The organism is Bradyrhizobium sp. Kon69 (genome assembly GCF_055807515.1).
This window is the reverse complement of sequence record NZ_JBVVOS010000044.1, coordinates 12,044-28,379: the sequence shown is the minus strand read 5'-3', so window position 1 is coordinate 28,379 and position 16,336 is coordinate 12,044. Positions and strand designations below refer to the sequence as shown.

Here is a 16,336-nt window from a genome sequence, read left to right as displayed (position 1 = left end):
GTCCCCCAAGTCATTCCGTTCCCTGCTTGCCTTGCAGTCGCCCGTCTAGATCGAAGATTTGTAGATCGCCGCGTAGGACTTGGCCGACTGGGTCCAACTGAAGGCCTGTGCCATGGCCGCGCGGCGCATGTGATCGAGTCGGTCCTTCATGCCGAAGGTGGAAAAGGCCCGGCAAAGGCTTCCAAGGAAGCCGGGGGCTGACGCACGGTCGAACAGGAAGCCCGTCTCGCCGTCCACGATCGTCTCGGCGAGACCGCCGGTGCGATGGCCGATTGGCAGCGAGCCGAAGCGCTGGGCGTACATCTGGCTCAGCCCGCAGGGTTCGAAGCGCGACGGCATCAGGGTAAAGTCGCTGCCGGCGAAGATCTTTCGTGCCTCGGCGTCGTCGAAGCCGATCTTCACGGCGATCGAGCGCGGCGCGCGCACCTGCGCCTGCAGCAGCGCCTCCTCGAACCGCGTTTCGCCCTTTCCTGTCACGACAATCTGGCCGCCCGCATCGACGATCGCTTGCGCACTCTCGATCACGAGGTCGACGCCCTTCTGGTGCACCAGGCGCGCCACGAGCGCGAACAGGGGGCCTCTCGAGACCGCCAGCCCGAACTGTTCCCTGACATCGTCGGCGTTCAATGATCGTTCGGCCCAGTCACCGGCGCCGAATGGCTGGAACAGCGAGGAGCAGGTGCGCGGATCCCAGCTCTCGTCGATTCCGTTTAGAATGCCGGAAAGCTGGTTGCGATCGGCCCGTTGCCGCAACAGCCCTTCGAGACCGCAGCCAAACTCGGCCGTGGTGATCTCGCGGGCATAGGTCTGACTGACGGTCGTCAGGTGGGACGCGTAGACCAGGCCGGCCTTGATGAAGGACAGGCGATTGTAGAATTCCACGCCGTCGATGTGGAAGCTCGCCTCGGGAATCCCCAGCGGCGCGAGCGAGCTGCGGTCGAAGACGCCTTGATAGGCCAGATTGTGGATCGTGAACACAGTTGGAATGTGCGCGTAGTGCCATTCCAGATAGCCGGGGATCAGTGCACATTGCCAGTCATTGGCATGGACGAGATCAGCGGCCCAATCCTTGTCGACCAATCCTCTCGCAACCTGCGCGGCGGCATAAGAGAAGGTCGCGAACCGGACATTGTTGTCGCCCCAATCAGCTCCGCGGCCATCGGCATAGGGCGTGCCGTCGCGTTCGTACAACGCCGGGCACCGGACGACGTAATAGGTCATGCCGTCGGCGGTATGCCCGAGATCGATGGCAAAGGCCGGAAGGGCCGCGAAAGGTTGGCATCGTCCGACGGTCGTAAGGTCTTGTAATCCGCGCAGGACAGCCGGGTAGCCGGGGATGATGACGCGAACGTCGGCAAAGTCGCGCAAGGCGCGCGGGAGAGCCGCCGAGACCGCGGCAAGTCCACCCACTTGAATGAAGTCTGATACTTCGGGCGTCGCGAAAAGGATCCGCATGCGTCACGCCGCCCGGCCCGAGGGACACCACTGGCCTCTGCCAACCATCTCTAGAATTCCAATTGCGCTTCCCCAACGGAGCGCAATTCCTGAATTCCGCGCCGCAACAAACGTTCCTAACTTTCGCCACCGAACAGACTTTTTTTGTCCTCGGTTCAAAAGTGCACACAGAGCGTGTGCGCCGGGTGCGGCGCTCGCCTGAGGAACGAATGCCTGCATCTCGGCTTCTCACGTCCTGAGCATGCTTAAGCGATCGTAAAATCGAGCCTCGCGAAGCGCGTCGTAACTTCCAGCCATGCACGCAAAGGCGGCCAGTTTTGAGTCACAGATTGGGAATGGCCGGGCAAGCGCGACACCACGGTCCTCGATGCCTCGATCACGGGGTCTGCTTCAATCTCTGGGCGCCGACGGCGCAATCGGTCGAATTGCTCGAGGCCGGCCGGCCGCCACTCCGGATGAAGCGCGACGAGGATGGCTGGTACCAGTCGTTGAGTCCCACCGCGCATGTCGGCACGCGCTATCAGTTCAGGATCAACGAAGATCTCGTCGTTCCCGACCCCGCCGCGTTCTTCCAGCCCGACGACGTCGGGGCGCCGAGCGAGGTGATCGACACCACGGTGTTCCGGGATTCGGTGCTCTATCCCGGCCGCCCCTGGGCGGAGGCCGTGATCTACGAACTGCATGTCGGCACCTTCAGCGAGGAAGGCACCTATGCCGGCGTCGAGAAGAAACTGCCCTATCTGCGCGATCTCGGCATCACCGCGATCGAGCTGATGCCGCTCAATGACGTCCCCGGCCGGCACAATTGGGGCTATGACGGCGTGCTGCTGAATGCGCCGAATGCACGCTACGGCAGGCCGGAGGACCTCAAGCGGTTGTTACGCGCGGCGCATGCCCTCGACATCATGGTTTATCTCGACGTCGTCTATAACCATTTCGGGCCGCAGCTGAACTATCTGCATCTCTATGCGGAAAGCTTCTTCACCACGCGCCATAGCACCGGCTGGGGCCCTGCCGTCAACCTCGAGGGACACGACGGCGCGTTCGTGCGCGAGTTCCTGATCGAGAACGCGCTCATGTGGCTGCGCGACTACGGGTTCGACGGCTTGCGGCTCGACGCCGTTCACGCGCTGAAGGACGATTCCGATCGCCATTTCCTGGTCGAGCTTGCCGAGACGGTTCGCAGTCAGCTGCCCGGCCGGCGCGTGCATCTGATGCTGGAGAACGAGGCCAATCAGGCTCGCCTGCTCGACCGGGCGCAAGGGCGAACCAGGCTCTATGACGCGCAATGGGGCGATGATTTTCACAACGCGCTCCACGTGCTGTTGACGGGCGAGGACGAAGGCTATTATCGCGCCTTCGCAGACAGGCCGCTCGAACATCTCGCGCGAGCGCTCACCGAGGGCTTTGCCTACCAGGGCGAAATCTTTCCGCTGCATGACACACCGCGCGGCGAGCCGAGCGCGCATCTGCCGCCCGAGGCCACCATCTTCTTCGCCCAGAACCACGACCAGATCGGCAACCGCGCGTTCGGGGAGCGGCTTTCCGCGCTGGTCGGTCCGGAGAAACTGGATCAGGCCATGGCGCTGGTTCTCTTGAACCCGCACATTCCGATGTTGTTTATGGGTGAGGAAGCCGCGGCCGAGACGCCATTCCTGTTCTTCGCAGACTGGGCCGGCGAAGCCGCCGAGCTGACGCGGGAAGGGCGGCGCAAGGAGTTTGCGCATTTCAAGGCATTCTCGACGCCCGACATGCGCGCCAGAATTCCGGATCCGTGCGATGAAAAAACCTTCGCAGCATCGAAGCTCGACTGGACCGGCATCGACCGCTCTCCCGCCAGCGCCAGGTTTCGTGGTCTGACGACCCAATTGCTGAAAATACGGCGCGAGAGGATCGTGCCGCTGATCAAACGGGGTTTCGTGTCGGCTCATTGCAAGTTGCTGGGGGAGGACCAGCGTAAGGGCGGCCTGGATGCCCGTTGGCGGACGGAGGAGAGGCACATCTTGCAGATTGTTGCCAATTTCGCCGACCGCGAACTGTCTATGCCGGCGTTGGTTGCGGGCGAGAGCCTATGGCGATTGGGCGCCGCCGACGGCGCAGCCCTGTTGCCGAACGATATCATCGTAAGGCTTGGTCAAGAGGCGTGATGGAACGCGAGGAACGCTTCCGAAAGCTTTCCGTTAGCGGAGCAAATCCCTGGAGCCGCTCCATGACCGAATATCCAAAGCCGCCTTACCCTCCGCAACAGCAACCGATGCCCGGTTCGACCCGCGCGATGAATCCGCGACCGGATCACGGCGAAGAAAGTTACAAGGGCTCCGGCCGCTTGGTCGGAAAGAAGGCTATCATCACGGGAGGCGACAGCGGCATCGGCCGCGCGGTCGCGATCGCCTATGCCCGGGAAGGCGCTGACATCGTCATCGCCTATTTGAACGAGGACGAGGATGCCGCCGAGGTCAAGGCGCTGGTGGAGCGCGAGGGACGCAAGGTCGTCCTGATCCCCGGCGACATCCGCAATCCCGATCATTGCCGCGCGATCATCGCCCGCGCCGTCGAGACGTTCGGCGCAATAGACATCCTCGTCAACAACGCGGCCCATCAGGACACGTTCAAGGAGATCGCTGATATCAGCGACGAGGAGTGGCAGCGGACGTTCGAGACCAACATCCACGCCATGTTCTATCTCACCAAAGCTGCGGTGCCCCACATGCGGCCGGGAGCGGCGATCATCAACACCGCGTCGGTAAACTCCGACATGCCGAATCCGACCCTGCTGGCTTATGCCACGACCAAAGGCGCCATTCAGAATTTTACCGGTGGGCTCGCCCAGATGCTGGCGGCGAAGGGCATTCGGGTCAATGCCGTCGCCCCGGGTCCGATCTGGACGCCGCTGATTCCATCGACGATGGCGGAGGACACCGTGAAGAATTTCGGCAAGCAGGTGCCGATGCAACGGGCCGGCCAGCCGGCCGAGCTCGCGACCGCCTATGTCATGCTGGCCGATCCGCTCTCGAGCTACACATCGGGAGCGACTCTGGCGGTCACCGGCGGGAAACCGTTCATCTGACCGAACGTGCGACGAGAAGGTGGCAGCCCTGCGAGCAGGGCCACCACGCCCAGTACGTCTCGATCAAGCGGCGCTGGACGCCTTGGCATTGACGCCCTTGCGAAGTGCCACCGTGTTCAGCTTGGTGTTGGCGGCCTTCTCTTCGTTCAGGTTCGTCGTGAGGAAGCGCACGATGTCGTCGTGCCCCAGCTCCTCCGCCCATGCGATCAGCGTGCCGTAGCGGCACATTTCATAATGCTCGACGGCCTGTGCGTTGGCCACGATCGCGGCGTCGAGCACGGCCTTGTCCTCGATCTCGCCCGCCGTCTCGTCGGCCTCCTTGATGATGCCGTCGATGGCGGGACAGTGTGTTCCGCTGGGCTCCTTGCCGAGCTTCGCGAACACCTTGCCGAGCCTGTCGACCTGCTTGTTGGTCTCTTCCAGATGAGCTTTCAGTCCGGTGACGAGGTCCCTGTTGGTCGCCTTGTCGATCATCTTCGGCAGCGACTTCAGGATCTGCTGTTCCGCGTAATAGATGTCCTGCAGCCCGTGCAGCAGCAGGTCTTCCATCGATTTGATGTCCTTGGTGAAGAATCCCATAAACGACGTCTCCTTTCACAATGATGGAACTGGAACGCCGCACAGCCGCAGCTGTTCCATTTCTGTGACCAGATCAGGAGAGCCGAATGAGCGATGGTGCGGATCATCTTGCGAGCCTGCTCGGACGGGCGGCGATGGACGTGTGGGGCGACATGCCGCGCGATATCCAGGAAGCGCTGTTCGAGACCGCCATGAAGGGACGGCCTGCGGAGCGGGAAGAGCTCGCGCGGCTGCTGCACGAGCGGCATCCCCGTACGCTGCATCCGGCGCGGCCAGGCTGAGCCGCGGCAGGAACGATCCGGCAAGAAGCCGATTTGTAAAATGGGTGGGGCGCGGTGAATGGGATTCGACGAAGCCCGTGAGCCGTAGCTCCGCTCAGGATCATATCGGTGAGTCGAGCGGCGTGACTGAAACGATTATCGGAAAATGGTACGATCCGATCTCCCAGAGATGGATTGTGCCGCGCGAAGCGCCCCCGTTGGCGGGCTATTCGCAGTCCACCCCGGAGAAGGGGTTGGAGACCCGCGCATCGGGCGAGGCGGAGCGGATCTGGGACCTGCTGGTGGATTGCTGCGCGCGCGGGTGATGCCCGAGCCGCAACATCATTGGCTTCTGCTGTCTGCAATTCACAGAGTGATGACATAGACCGCAAAGGCAATGATGAGTGCCAGGCTCACGACGGCGGTGCTGATCAATATTTTGCCCATGGCGCGTCCGTGCTGTCTCGCAGCGTCAATGAAACAGCCGTCCTTTTCGTTCCGGACCGGACAGGTGAAGGCTCCGACTGTTCACATGTGAACAAAGCGCGTCGGTACCAAATGGCTTGAACTATATCATTTGATATAGATATGGCTCAGCCCGCTCTTATCATTGGCCATCCGGAAAGGCACCGCATGGTGCCCATGACATGGAGACCCGATCGTGCACAGGCGGCGTCGCGTTCCGCAAACCACCACGCTTCAAGAGCGGCTTGCGGAGTTCACCAGGACCATCCGCGAAAAGGCCGAATCGTTGCCCGACGGCAAGGAGAGGGATGAGCTGATGAAACGGCTGAGAAGCGCCGACACGGCGTCAAACCTCGACCGTCAATTTGCCGGCAGGGATTGAGCTGGTCTGCCGACGCGGAGATCGCGCGTCCAGCCTCTCAGGCGTCAGCTGCGGTACCAACTCGCCAGATTCCAGGTCGTGACGTCCCATCCCGACATGTCGACCATGAGGTTGTTGACCCCTGCGTTGACGATGTTGCGGGAAAGAAGCGGCAGGAACACGTTTGCCTCGCAAAAAGTCTCGTCCACCTTGATCAGAAGCGCGGCGCGCTTGACCGGATCAAGCTCGTTCTGCGCAGCCTTGTAGGCCTTGTCGGCCTCGGGATCGGACCAGCGCGAGACGTTGCGGCCGAGCCATTTGTTGTCCTTGTTGGAGATCTCCCAGGAGACGCACTGGTTCAGGAAGCGCTCCGGGTCGGGCTGCGGCTGCGTGGTGTTGTACATCTCCATGTCGGCATAGAACTTCGAGTAGGTGTCGGGATTGCCGACGTCGGACGAGAAGAACACCGATGCCGTGACCGCCTTGATCTCGATCTCGATGCCGGCCTTCTGGCAGGCCTGCTTGATGATGGCCTGCGTCTTCTGACGCGGCGCATTGGTCGAGGTCTGGAAGACGAATTTCAGCTTCTTGCCGTCCTTCTCGCGGAGGCCGTCCGCGCCCTTGGCCCAGCCGGCTTCATCCAGGACCTTGTTGGCCTTGTCGACGTCGAACTCGTATTTCAGCTTTGGCGACTTGAACTGTTTGGGTGCGTTGACGAAGCTCGCGGTGGCGATGCCGCCGCGCCCGTAAATGAACTTCTGGATCGAGTCGCGGTCGATCAGCAGGTTCATCGCGCGGCGAACGGCGGGATCGGACAGTGTCGGGTGCTTGGTCTTGGGGCTGGAGCGCTCGCCGTCCACCTCGGTCCACGGGTCAGTCGTGTTGAGGATGATGAACTCGACGTTGCCGGAAGGCGTGACGTCGAGCTTGCCCTTGCCGCTGGCCTCCATGCGCTTGAGGACCTCTTCCTCCACCTGCATGTTCCAGGCAAAGTCGTATTCACCGGTCTGCAGCACGGCGCGCGCCGCGGACACCGCATCGCCACCGCCCTTGATCTCCAGCGTGTCGAAATGCGGCTGGTTCTTGACGTGATAGTCGGGATTGCGTTCGGCCCGGATCAAGTCACCGGGCTTGAACTCGACGAATTTGTAGGGACCGGTGCCGACCGGCTTCAGATTGCCCGGCGCTTCGCGCGACTTCGCGCCGACATAGTCGCCGAAATGATGCTTCGGCAGGATCGGACCGACCGAACCGACGAACGGGTCGGCCCAGAACGGGGTCGGGGCCTTGAAGAGCACCTTGACGGTGTGGTCGTCGATCTTCTCGACCGTGATGTCCTTGTAGGACCCTGTGGTGTACGCCGCCGTGGCGAGATCCGAGGCGTATTGCCAGGTGAAAACGACGTCGTCGGCGGTGAAGGGCTTGCCGTCATGCCATCTCACGCCCTGTTTCAGTTTCCAGGTCACGCTCAGGCCGTCCGGCGAAAGGCCGCCGTTCTGCTTGGACGGAGCCTCGGCCGCGAGGCAGGGGACGAGGTTGCCCTCCTTGTCCCAGCCGGCGAGGGGCTCGAAGAAGACGCGCGAGGCGATCTGGTCCTTGGTGCCGAGCGCGAAATGCGGATTGAGCAGCGTCGGCGCCTGCCAGAGCAGGATCTTGAGCGGGCCGCCGCCGCCGGCCTTGGTCGGCTTGTAGGGCAGCGTGGCATCCGCCATCGCCACGTCGTTCCAAACCAGGATCTGGCTCGCGACCGGCGCTGCGATCCCGATCGCAGCCATCGTCTGCATGAACGAGCGTCGCGACAGCTTGCCCTGCTTTACCTCAGCGATGGACTTGCGGATTTCGTTCTCGTTCATCGGATGATCCCCACTTCACAGACAAGTCGTCACCGGCCAAAGCCCATCATGTTTCATCATGGGCGAGGCGGCAATGCCGACAGGGTGAGAAAACCCTGCGGCGAAATGACGAATGTGCGGGGAGAGGTCCGAAGCCCGGATGGAGCCGACCGCAACCAGGATAAGTCCACCCGCGGCAGGCTGCGCCCTGGATTGCGCTTCGCTCCATCGGGCTAGGGGCAACGATCCGTGCTGTTTTGCCGTGATGCGCCTCACGCTTGCGCGGGTGCATTCGTTCCCCACATGCGGTCGAGTGGAGAAGCGTCGTCCGCGCTAGCAGGCCAATATGGATTTCCATTTCATTGATTTCGCCCCGCGGAGAAGCGAATACGGTTCCAATCATTGCCAAGCCATGGAGACCAAGATGTCGTTTCGCCTTCCCCTGATCCTTGCCACCGCGCTCGCCGCCTGGTCGGCCGCCGCTTCAGGCGAGACCATCAAGATCGGCGTGACGCCGGGGCCGCACGCCCAGATCTTCGAGGCCGTGAAGCCGATCGCCGCCAAGCAGGGTCTCGACATCCAGCTCATCGAATTCTCCGACTACGTCGTGCCGAACGCCGCGCTCGATGCCGGCGAGATCCAGGCCAATTCGTTCCAGAATCAGCCTTATCTGGACAACCAGAAGGCGGACCGTGGCTACAAGATCGAAGCCGTCGGCCTGACCGTGAATTTCCCGATCGGTGTCTATTCCAAGAAGCACAAGTCCTTCGCCGACATTCCCGAGGGCGGCAAGATCTCGATCCCGAACGATCCGACCAATGGCGGCCGCGTGCTGCTGCTGCTGCGCGACAAGGGCGCGATCAAGCTGAAGGACGGCACGGGCTTCAAGCCGACGGTGCTCGATATCGCCGAGAATTCCAAGAAGCTGAAGTTCATCGAGGTCGACGCGGCGCAGGCGCCGCGCGCGCTCGACGATGTCGACGCCGCCGCGATCAACACCAATTATGCAACCCAGGCGGGCCTCGATCCCGTCAAGGATCCGATCCTGCGCGAGGACCCGAAGGGTCCCTACGTCAATCTCATCGCCGTTCGCACGGTCGACAAGGACAAGCCCTGGGTCAAGATCCTGGTGGACAGCTACCACACCGCGGAGGTCAAGGAGTTCGTCCTGACCAAGTTCAAGGGCGCGGTACTGCCGAGCTGGTAGGCAGTCTGCCCAGCCAAAGTTCAGCTCAGGGCGATCCCGGCGGCAGGCTTGCGTACGAGCCCTGCGCGATGCCCGCTTGTCTGGAGCTGCGGCAACCGACATCATCGGGGCCCATCCTCGTCCGACAGGGGTCGTATGAAACGCTTAGCAAACCTGAAACGCCTGGGGTTTTTCACGCGGCTCCTCGACGAGGCCCCGCCCGCCGACCGATATCGCTTCGCGGCCGAGCAGATCGTGCGCGCCGAGAAGGCGGGCCTCGATTCCGCGTGGATCGCGCAGCACCATTTCCACGAGCGCGAGGGCGGCTTGCCGTCGCCCTTTACTTTCCTCGGTTACGCCGCAGCCCAAACCTCGCGCATTCGGCTCGGCACCGGCATCGTCACCTTGCCGCTGGAGAATGCAGTGAGGGTGGCGGAGGATGCTGCAGTGCTTGACCTGCTCTGCAATGGTCGCTTCGAGCTCGGTGTCGGCACCGGCGGCAATCCCTCGGCCTTTGCCGCCTTCGGCCTCGACAGCGCCCAGCGCAACGAGATCTTTGCGCGCAATCTCGAGGTCGTCCGCTCCGCGCTGGTGGGCAAGCCGCTCGACGGTGGCGACAGGCTCTATCCGCAGCGGCCGCAACTGGACGACAGGATCTGGCAGGCGACGTTCTCTGTGGCGGGCGGCGCGCGTGCCGGCAAGGCGGGCGACGGCCTGTTGCTGTCGCGCACCCAGCCTCGACCCAAGGAGGCGCCGAAGGCAACGCTGGCCGAGATTCAGAATCCGGTGATCGATGCCTATCTCGAAGCGCTGCCGCCGGGACGCGAACCCCGCATCATGGCCTCGCGCACAATCTTCGTCGCCGACGACCGCGCCGAGGCGATGCGCCTTGCCGATATCGGGCTGCGGCGCGCGCTGCCGCAATTCCTCAAGGGCGGCCACGCCAAGCCGGGCGAGACGCTGGAGGAGATGATCGCGGCGTTCGACACCCATGTCGGCGCGGCCGACGACGTCATCGCTTCGCTCCGCGCCGACGCCACGCTGGAGCGGGTGACCGATCTGGTGTTCCAGGCGCATTCGGTCGATGCGCCGCACCCTTATATCCTGCGCTCGATCGAGCTGGTCGCGGAGAAAGTCGCGCCGGCTCTCGGCTGGACGCGGACGGCGCCCGATGTGGCGCTCGCGGGTTAGTCGGAATGAACATAATCGCGTTGCACGAGGCTAAATGATGGGCACGAAAGATATCATCGACACGCTCGCCGGGATCGAACTGGGTTCGGCCCTCGACGCCATTCGCGCGCGTCGCCTGCAGGCACGCGACAACGCGCAGAAGAGCTATCTCTCGCTGTTCGAGCCGATGGACGCCGGCGACGTCTCGCTGGTGGAGCGCGCGGCGGTCGCGCTCTTCGTGACGGGGCTCCACGGCGAGTCCCCCGTTGCGACCTTCTATCGCGAGAAGCTTGCGGGGAGTGCGGGTGGGGCCGCTCTGCTTGAAGCTATCGAGGTCGAGATCACACGGGGCAAGACCTCGGGTCCCTATGGCTCCTTTCCTTCGGGCCCGCTATCAGTCGAGAACACAGCCGGTCTTATTTATCGCGTGAGCACGGCGAGCAAGTCCGTTCTCGGCGCCCGGCTCGTCGCGGCGTTCGAGCACGCGCACCTTCTGGTGTTCCGGCCGCGCGATGCGGCGTCCACCGACATGAAGGCGTTGCTTGCCGCCGGCTGGTCGAACACCGGCATCGTCACCTTTTCTCAACTCGTCGCGTTCCTGTCGTTTCAGGTGCGGGTCGTCAGCGGCCTGCGCACGCTCGCCGCAGCGAACGCATAAGAGGAGGCTGCAGCATGAGCGCCACCGTCAACCCCCCCGTCGTCTTCACCCAGGATGAGCTTGGTTGGGTCTCCTGGATCGATCCGCTGCCCGAGGCCGAGCTGACCGAGCGGCATTTCGCCGGCCTCGTCGATCGCTCCCGTTCCAAGTCCGAGTATTTCCGCCTGCTGGTGCGCGATCCCGAGGTGCTGGAAGCCCGCACCAAGACCGACAAGGACATCTTCTACAACGTCGCCGACGGCCTGCCGCGCGCCGAGCGCGAACTCGCGGCGGCTGCGACCTCGCGCTACAACGGCTGCATTTACTGCGCCTCCGTGCATGCGCGTTTCGCCAGCACCTATTCCAAGCGCCGCGACGACGTGCAGCGCCTGCTCGACGAAGGCGTTGGCGCCGATCTGGGCGAGCGCTGGAATGCGGTCGTTAAGGCTTCGGTGGCGCTGGCTGCAACGCCGATCGCGTTCGGTCCTGATAATATCGATGAGCTGCGCCGCGCCGGTCTCGGCGATGCGGAGATCGTCGACGTCATCAACGGCGCGTCGTTCTTCAACTGGGCGAACCGGCTGATGCTGTCGCTCGGTGAGCCCTCGAAATAGGCAATCTCACCGGCATAAAAATTGCTGCTTGTTTTAACATTGAGTGGATGGAGCCGTGCATGAGCAACATCGATCGTCGTACCCTGGTCAAGGGCTCGCTTGCCGCCATGATGGCGGGAGCAGCCTTCTCGCGCGCCGCGCTTGCGCAATCGTCCGAACCGATTTTGCTGGGCGTCAGCGGTCCGTTGACCGGGCCGAACGCGCAATATGGCACGCAGTGGAAGCAGGGCTTTGATCTCGCGCTCGACGAGATCCAGGCAGCGGGCGGCATCAACGGCCGCAAGCTCGCTTACAGCTTCGAAGACAGCCAGAGCGACCCGCGCCAGTCGGTGGCGATTGCCCAGAAGTTCGTCTCCGATCCCAGGATTGTCATGGAGCTCGGCGACTTCTCGAGTCCCGCCTCGATGGCGGCCTCGCCGATCTATCAGCGCGGCGGGCTGGTGCAGTTCGGCTTCACCAATTCGCATCCCGACTTCACCAAGGGCGGCGACTTCATGTGGAGCACCTCGGTCAGCCAGGCCGACGAGCAGCCGCTGCTGGCCTCCTATGCCGTCAAGCGTCTCGGCCTGAAGAAGCTCGCCGTGCTGCACCTCAACACCGATTGGGGCCGCACCAGCCGCGACTATTTCGTCAAGGCCGCGAAGGAGCACGGCGCCGAAATCGCCGTCACCGAAGGCTACATCGCGGAGGAGCGCGACTTCCGCTCCACGCTGGTGCGGGTCCGCGACGCCAATCCGGACGGGCTGATCCTGATCTCCTATTATTCCGACGGTGCGCTGATCGCGCGCCAGGCGCGCCAGGTCGGGCTGAAGCAGGTGATCTGCGCCGCGAGCTCGGTCTACTCGCCGAAATTCCTGGAGCTCGGCGGCGAGGCCGTCGAGGACGTCCATGTCGGCACGCGCTACTTCCCGGAAGACCCGCGCCCCGAGGTGCAGACATTCATCGCGGGCTTCAAGAAGAAATACAACGGGGTAGAGCCCGACGCGTTCAACGCCTACGCCTATGACGCGATGAACATGGCGGCCGCCGTCGTCAAGATCGCCGGCGCTGACCGACGCGCGATCCGCGACGCCTTTGCGAAAGTGAAGGACGTCTCGAGCGTGATCTTCGGCAAGGCGACGTTCGACGTCGAGAGCCGGCGCGTCAAGGGCGCCATGAACGCCGAGCTCGTCGTGCGCAAGGGTCAGTTCGCGCTCTGGGACGGCAAGCCGACCTGAGGGGATTTTCTGCGTGTCTTCCTGGCTCGACTACACGATCAACGGGCTGATCGTCGGTAACGTCTACGCCCTCGTTGCGGTCGGGCTCGCGCTGATCTTCGGCGTCAGCCGGCTGATCAACTTTGCGCAAGGCTCGATCTATCTCGTTGGCGCCTATATCGGCTGGGTCGCGGTGGTGCAGCTGCATACGCCGCTGCCGCTCACCATCATCGTGGTCGCGGTGGCGGCGGCGCTGGTGGGCTTGATCATCGAACGGTTCGGGCTGCGTCCGCTGCAGAACTCGGTGCGCATCGCACCGCTGCTGGCGACCATCGGCATCAGCTTCGTGCTCGATCAACTGGTGATGCTGACTTTCTCGCCCAATCCGCGCGCGCTGCCGAGCCAGTTGCCGGATATCCGCTTCCAGATCGGCGGCGGCACGATCGGACCGCTCGATCTCTTGATCGCTGGCGTCGGCATCACCAGCGCGCTGCTGCTGTTCGTATTCCTGCGCTATAGCAAGCTTGGCTGGGCCATCCGCGCCACGGCCCAGGATCGCGACGCCGCAATGCAAATGGGCGTCGACGTCAATCGCGTCAATCAGGCCGTGTTCGGCATTGCGGCGGCGCTCGGCGGCGTTTCCGGCCTGCTGGTCGGCATGTACTACAACCAGATCGACACCGCGATGAGCCTGCAGGCGACGCTCAAGGGCGTCGTCGCCGAAGTCGTCGGCGGCGCCGGCAACGTGCCGGGCGCGGTGATCGGCAGCCTGCTGCTCGGACTGGTCGAGAGCTATGGCGTCGCCGTGTTCGGCACCAGCTACCGCAATCTGTTCGCGTTCCTGCTGCTGGTCGTGGTGCTCGTGCTGCGGCCAAACGGTCTGTTCGCCAGCGCCCGGCAGGCGCCGCCCGAGCCGCTCACCGGCACCTTCATCGCGCCGAGCCGCCCGGTGCGCATTCCGCGCTGGGCTCTGCTGATCGCTGCCGCCGTCTTCGCGATCCTGCCGCTGTTGCCGGTGTCGTTTTACGTGCTCCAGACCCTGATCAACGCCTGGCTGCTCGGCATGCTCGCGCTGAGCCTCACCCTGGTTGCAGGCACGATCGGTCAGGTCTCGCTGGGACACGCCGCGCTGCTCGCGATCGGGGCCTACACCTCCGCGCTGCTGTCGCTCAATTTCGCCGTCCCGGTCGTCCTTGCCATCATCGGCGGCGGCCTGATGAGTGCTGCGCTGGGCACGGCGCTGATCTCGCCGTCGTTCCGGCTGCGCGGGCATTATGTGTCGATCGCGACGCTCGCGATCGGCGAGATCGTCTCGCTGGTGATCCTGAACTGGGAGAGCGTCACGCGCGGGCCGATCGGCATCTCCGGCATCCCGCCGCTGTCGCTCTTCGGCTATGAGCTGGTAAGCCCGATTTCGATCTACTGGTTCAGCTTCATCGTGATGGTCGTGCTGGCGCTGCTGCAGGGACGCCTGCTCGGCTCGCATCTCGGCCGCAGCTTTCGCGCCATCCGCGACGACGACATCGCCGCGCGCGCCTATGGGCTCAGCCTGAATCGCTACAAATCGCTGGCCTTCATCTTCGGTGGCTTTGCCGCCGGGATCAGCGGCGGCATCGCCGCGCATCTCTATTCCTACATCAACCACGAGACCTTCAACACGCAGCAATCCATTTTGGCGCTGACCGTGGTGATCCTCGGCGGCCTCGGCAATGTCGTCGGGGCGATTCTCGGGGCGGTCGCGCTGGTCGGGCTGCCGGAAATGTTCCGGATCGCGGCGGAGTATCGCATCCTGATCTACGGCATCGTGCTGCTGCTGCTGGTGCGGTTCAGACCGCAAGGCTTGTTGGGGACGATGTGATGAGCACGACCATGCTGTCCCTGCGCGGGCTGACGCGGCGTTTCGGCGGCCTCACCGCCGTTGACGCCATCCATCTCGATCTCGCCAAAGGCGAACTCGTCAGCATCATCGGCCCAAACGGGGCCGGCAAGACGACATTGTTCAATCTCGTGACCGGGCTTGACCGGCCGGACGCCGGGACGGTTCGCTTCGAGGGACTGGACATCACGGGTCTCTCGCCGGAGCGGCTCGCCGCCGCAGGCATCGCGCGCACGTTCCAGCTCGGCCGCGTCTTCGGCAATCTCAGCGTGATGGATAACGTGTTGATCGGTGCCCACACGCGGCTTCGTGCGGTCAAGCCGGCCGTGCCGGTGATCGGACCATTGCTGGAATTGGGGTTGGCGTTGCTGCGCCCTGCGAGCGTCAAGGCCGAGGAGGAGCGCTTGCGCGAGGAGGTGAAGGTCATTCTCGCGCGCTTCGGCGAGCGGCTGCTGCCGCGCATCGACCAGCCGGCCTACAGCCTCTCCTACGCCAATCGTCGCCGCGTCGAGATCGCGCGGGCGCTCGCGCTGAAGCCGCGTCTGCTGCTGCTGGACGAGCCGACCGCCGGCATGAACCCGACCGAAACCACGGAGATGCAAGGGCTCGTCGCCGAGTTGAAGGCCGAAGGGCTGACGATCTTGCTGATCGAGCACAAGCTCGAAATGGTGATGCGCCTCTCCGATCGCGTCATCGTCATGGACGAGGGCAAGAAGATCGCGGAAGGCCCGGGTGAACAGGTGCGCGGCGATCCCAAGGTGATCGAGGCCTATCTCGGCCACGGCCTGGCGACGAAGCAGGAGAGCGCGGCATGACGAACTCGCCTCCCGATGCGCTGCTCGCGCTCACCGACGTCAATACCTTCTACGGCCAGGCCCAGGTGCATTTCGACCTGTCGATATCAGTGCCGCGCGGCCACATCGTCTGCCTGCTCGGCGGCAATGCCAGCGGCAAATCGACGACGATGAAGATCATTTTAGGCCTGGTGAAGCCACGCTCGGGCGAGGTGACTTTCGACGGTGCCTCGCTGCTCGGACTGACAACGCCGCAGATCGTCCGCCGCGGCATCGCCTCGGTGCCGGAGGCACGGCGCCTGTTCGCGGACATGAGCGTGCGCGAGAACATCCTGATGGGGGCGTTCGTGCGCGACGACCGTGAGGCGATCGCGCAGGATCTCGACAAGATGCTCACGCTGTTCCCGAAGCTCGGCCAGCGGCTGTCGCAGCGCGCCGGCTCGCTCTCCGGCGGCGAGCAGCAGATGGTCGCGATGGCGCGCGCGCTGATGAGCCGTCCCAGGATGATCGTGATGGACGAGCCGACCATGGGCCTGTCGCCGCTTTACGTGGACCGCGTGCTGGAGCTGATCCGCACCATCAACCAGGAGGGCGTGTCGGTTTTCATGGTCGAGCAGAACGCCAGCCTCGCGCTCGAAATCGCGCACGAGGCCTATGTGCTGCAGACCGGCAAGATCGTTCTCTCCGGCTCCGCCCGCGCGCTGAAGGACGATCCCCGCATCCGCGATGCTTATCTCGGCGGGTCTGAGGCTGCCTAGCTCTCGGCCTGATGGCGTCTGGAGGGATGCCGCAAGCACTGCTGCAAAGCCGTGCCGCCCCGCCGGGATTGCACTGGTCAGTATGA

16 protein-coding genes are annotated in these 16,336 nt (G+C 63.7%); 13 read left to right on the top strand and 3 right to left on the bottom strand.

The features are described 5' to 3' along the window. Positions 1-45 precede the first annotated feature (45 nt). Complete coding sequence (gene glgA, locus AC0L3U_RS36000) at positions 46-1,455, bottom strand: glycogen synthase GlgA (RefSeq protein ID WP_473364811.1); 1,410 nt, start codon at positions 1,453-1,455, stop codon at positions 46-48. A 335-nt stretch (positions 1,456-1,790) separates the two neighbouring features. Here glgA and treZ point away from each other — a divergent pair, with 335 nt between their 5' ends. Then, complete coding sequence (gene treZ / locus AC0L3U_RS35995; RefSeq protein ID WP_473364810.1) at positions 1,791-3,602, top strand: malto-oligosyltrehalose trehalohydrolase; 1,812 nt, start codon at positions 1,791-1,793, stop codon at positions 3,600-3,602. Positions 3,603-3,664: 62 nt separating this feature from the next. Further along, on the top strand, positions 3,665-4,522 hold the full coding sequence (locus AC0L3U_RS35990; RefSeq protein WP_473364809.1) for a glucose 1-dehydrogenase: 858 nt from the start codon (positions 3,665-3,667) through the stop codon (positions 4,520-4,522). A gap of 63 nt (positions 4,523-4,585) precedes the next feature. Here the strand turns inward: AC0L3U_RS35990 and AC0L3U_RS35985 are convergent, their stop codons facing one another. Further along, positions 4,586-5,101, bottom strand: coding sequence for a YciE/YciF ferroxidase family protein (locus AC0L3U_RS35985; protein ID WP_027519885.1), 516 nt, complete (start codon positions 5,099-5,101; stop codon positions 4,586-4,588). Positions 5,102-5,187: 86 nt separating this feature from the next. Here AC0L3U_RS35985 and AC0L3U_RS35980 point away from each other — a divergent pair, with 86 nt between their 5' ends. The 3 genes from AC0L3U_RS35980 (at position 5,188) to AC0L3U_RS35970 (ending at position 6,208) form a co-directional block, all read left to right on the top strand. Then, positions 5,188-5,382, top strand: coding sequence for a hypothetical protein (locus AC0L3U_RS35980; protein ID WP_027519884.1), 195 nt, complete (start codon positions 5,188-5,190; stop codon positions 5,380-5,382). A 122-nt stretch (positions 5,383-5,504) separates the two neighbouring features. Next, positions 5,505-5,687 (top strand): hypothetical protein, encoded by a 183-nt coding sequence (locus tag AC0L3U_RS35975; protein WP_473364808.1) that lies wholly within the window; start codon positions 5,505-5,507, stop codon positions 5,685-5,687. A gap of 335 nt (positions 5,688-6,022) precedes the next feature. After that, positions 6,023-6,208: a hypothetical protein gene (locus AC0L3U_RS35970; protein WP_473364807.1), complete on the top strand. Its 186-nt coding sequence runs from the start codon at positions 6,023-6,025 to the stop codon at positions 6,206-6,208. Positions 6,209-6,252: 44 nt separating this feature from the next. Here AC0L3U_RS35970 and AC0L3U_RS35965 read toward each other — a convergent pair whose 3' ends face one another. Next, positions 6,253-8,040, bottom strand: a complete 1,788-nt coding sequence (locus AC0L3U_RS35965) for a peptide ABC transporter substrate-binding protein (RefSeq protein ID WP_473364806.1) — start codon at positions 8,038-8,040, stop codon at positions 6,253-6,255. Between the two features lie 391 nt (positions 8,041-8,431). Here AC0L3U_RS35965 and AC0L3U_RS35960 point away from each other — a divergent pair, with 391 nt between their 5' ends. The 8 genes from AC0L3U_RS35960 (at position 8,432) to AC0L3U_RS35925 (ending at position 16,250) form a co-directional block, all read left to right on the top strand. Further along, complete coding sequence (locus AC0L3U_RS35960) at positions 8,432-9,226, top strand: MetQ/NlpA family ABC transporter substrate-binding protein (protein WP_473364827.1); 795 nt, start codon at positions 8,432-8,434, stop codon at positions 9,224-9,226. Positions 9,227-9,361: 135 nt separating this feature from the next. Beyond that, positions 9,362-10,396 (top strand): putative FMN-dependent luciferase-like monooxygenase, encoded by a 1,035-nt coding sequence (locus AC0L3U_RS35955; protein ID WP_473364805.1) that lies wholly within the window; start codon positions 9,362-9,364, stop codon positions 10,394-10,396. Positions 10,397-10,433: 37 nt separating this feature from the next. Then, positions 10,434-11,033 (top strand): CMD domain protein, encoded by a 600-nt coding sequence (locus AC0L3U_RS35950; RefSeq protein ID WP_473364826.1) that lies wholly within the window; start codon positions 10,434-10,436, stop codon positions 11,031-11,033. A gap of 14 nt (positions 11,034-11,047) precedes the next feature. Further along, positions 11,048-11,626, top strand: a complete 579-nt coding sequence (locus AC0L3U_RS35945) for an alkylhydroperoxidase domain protein (RefSeq protein ID WP_473364804.1) — start codon at positions 11,048-11,050, stop codon at positions 11,624-11,626. Positions 11,627-11,685: 59 nt separating this feature from the next. Next, a complete protein-coding gene (locus tag AC0L3U_RS35940) occupies positions 11,686-12,843 on the top strand; it encodes an ABC transporter substrate-binding protein (RefSeq protein ID WP_473364803.1) in 1,158 nt (385 codons plus the stop codon). A 13-nt stretch (positions 12,844-12,856) separates the two neighbouring features. Beyond that, positions 12,857-14,680 carry an ABC transporter permease gene (locus tag AC0L3U_RS35935; RefSeq protein WP_473364802.1) on the top strand — a complete coding sequence of 608 codons (1,824 nt, stop codon included), beginning with the start codon at positions 12,857-12,859 and terminating at the stop codon, positions 14,678-14,680. Next, positions 14,680-15,513: an ABC transporter ATP-binding protein gene (locus AC0L3U_RS35930; protein ID WP_473364801.1), complete on the top strand. Its 834-nt coding sequence runs from the start codon at positions 14,680-14,682 to the stop codon at positions 15,511-15,513. The genes AC0L3U_RS35935 and AC0L3U_RS35930 overlap by 1 nt, the downstream gene beginning before the upstream one ends. Next, a complete protein-coding gene (locus AC0L3U_RS35925; RefSeq protein WP_456768200.1) occupies positions 15,510-16,250 on the top strand; it encodes an ABC transporter ATP-binding protein in 741 nt (246 codons plus the stop codon). The genes AC0L3U_RS35930 and AC0L3U_RS35925 overlap by 4 nt, the downstream gene beginning before the upstream one ends. Positions 16,251-16,336: the final 86 nt, after the last annotated feature.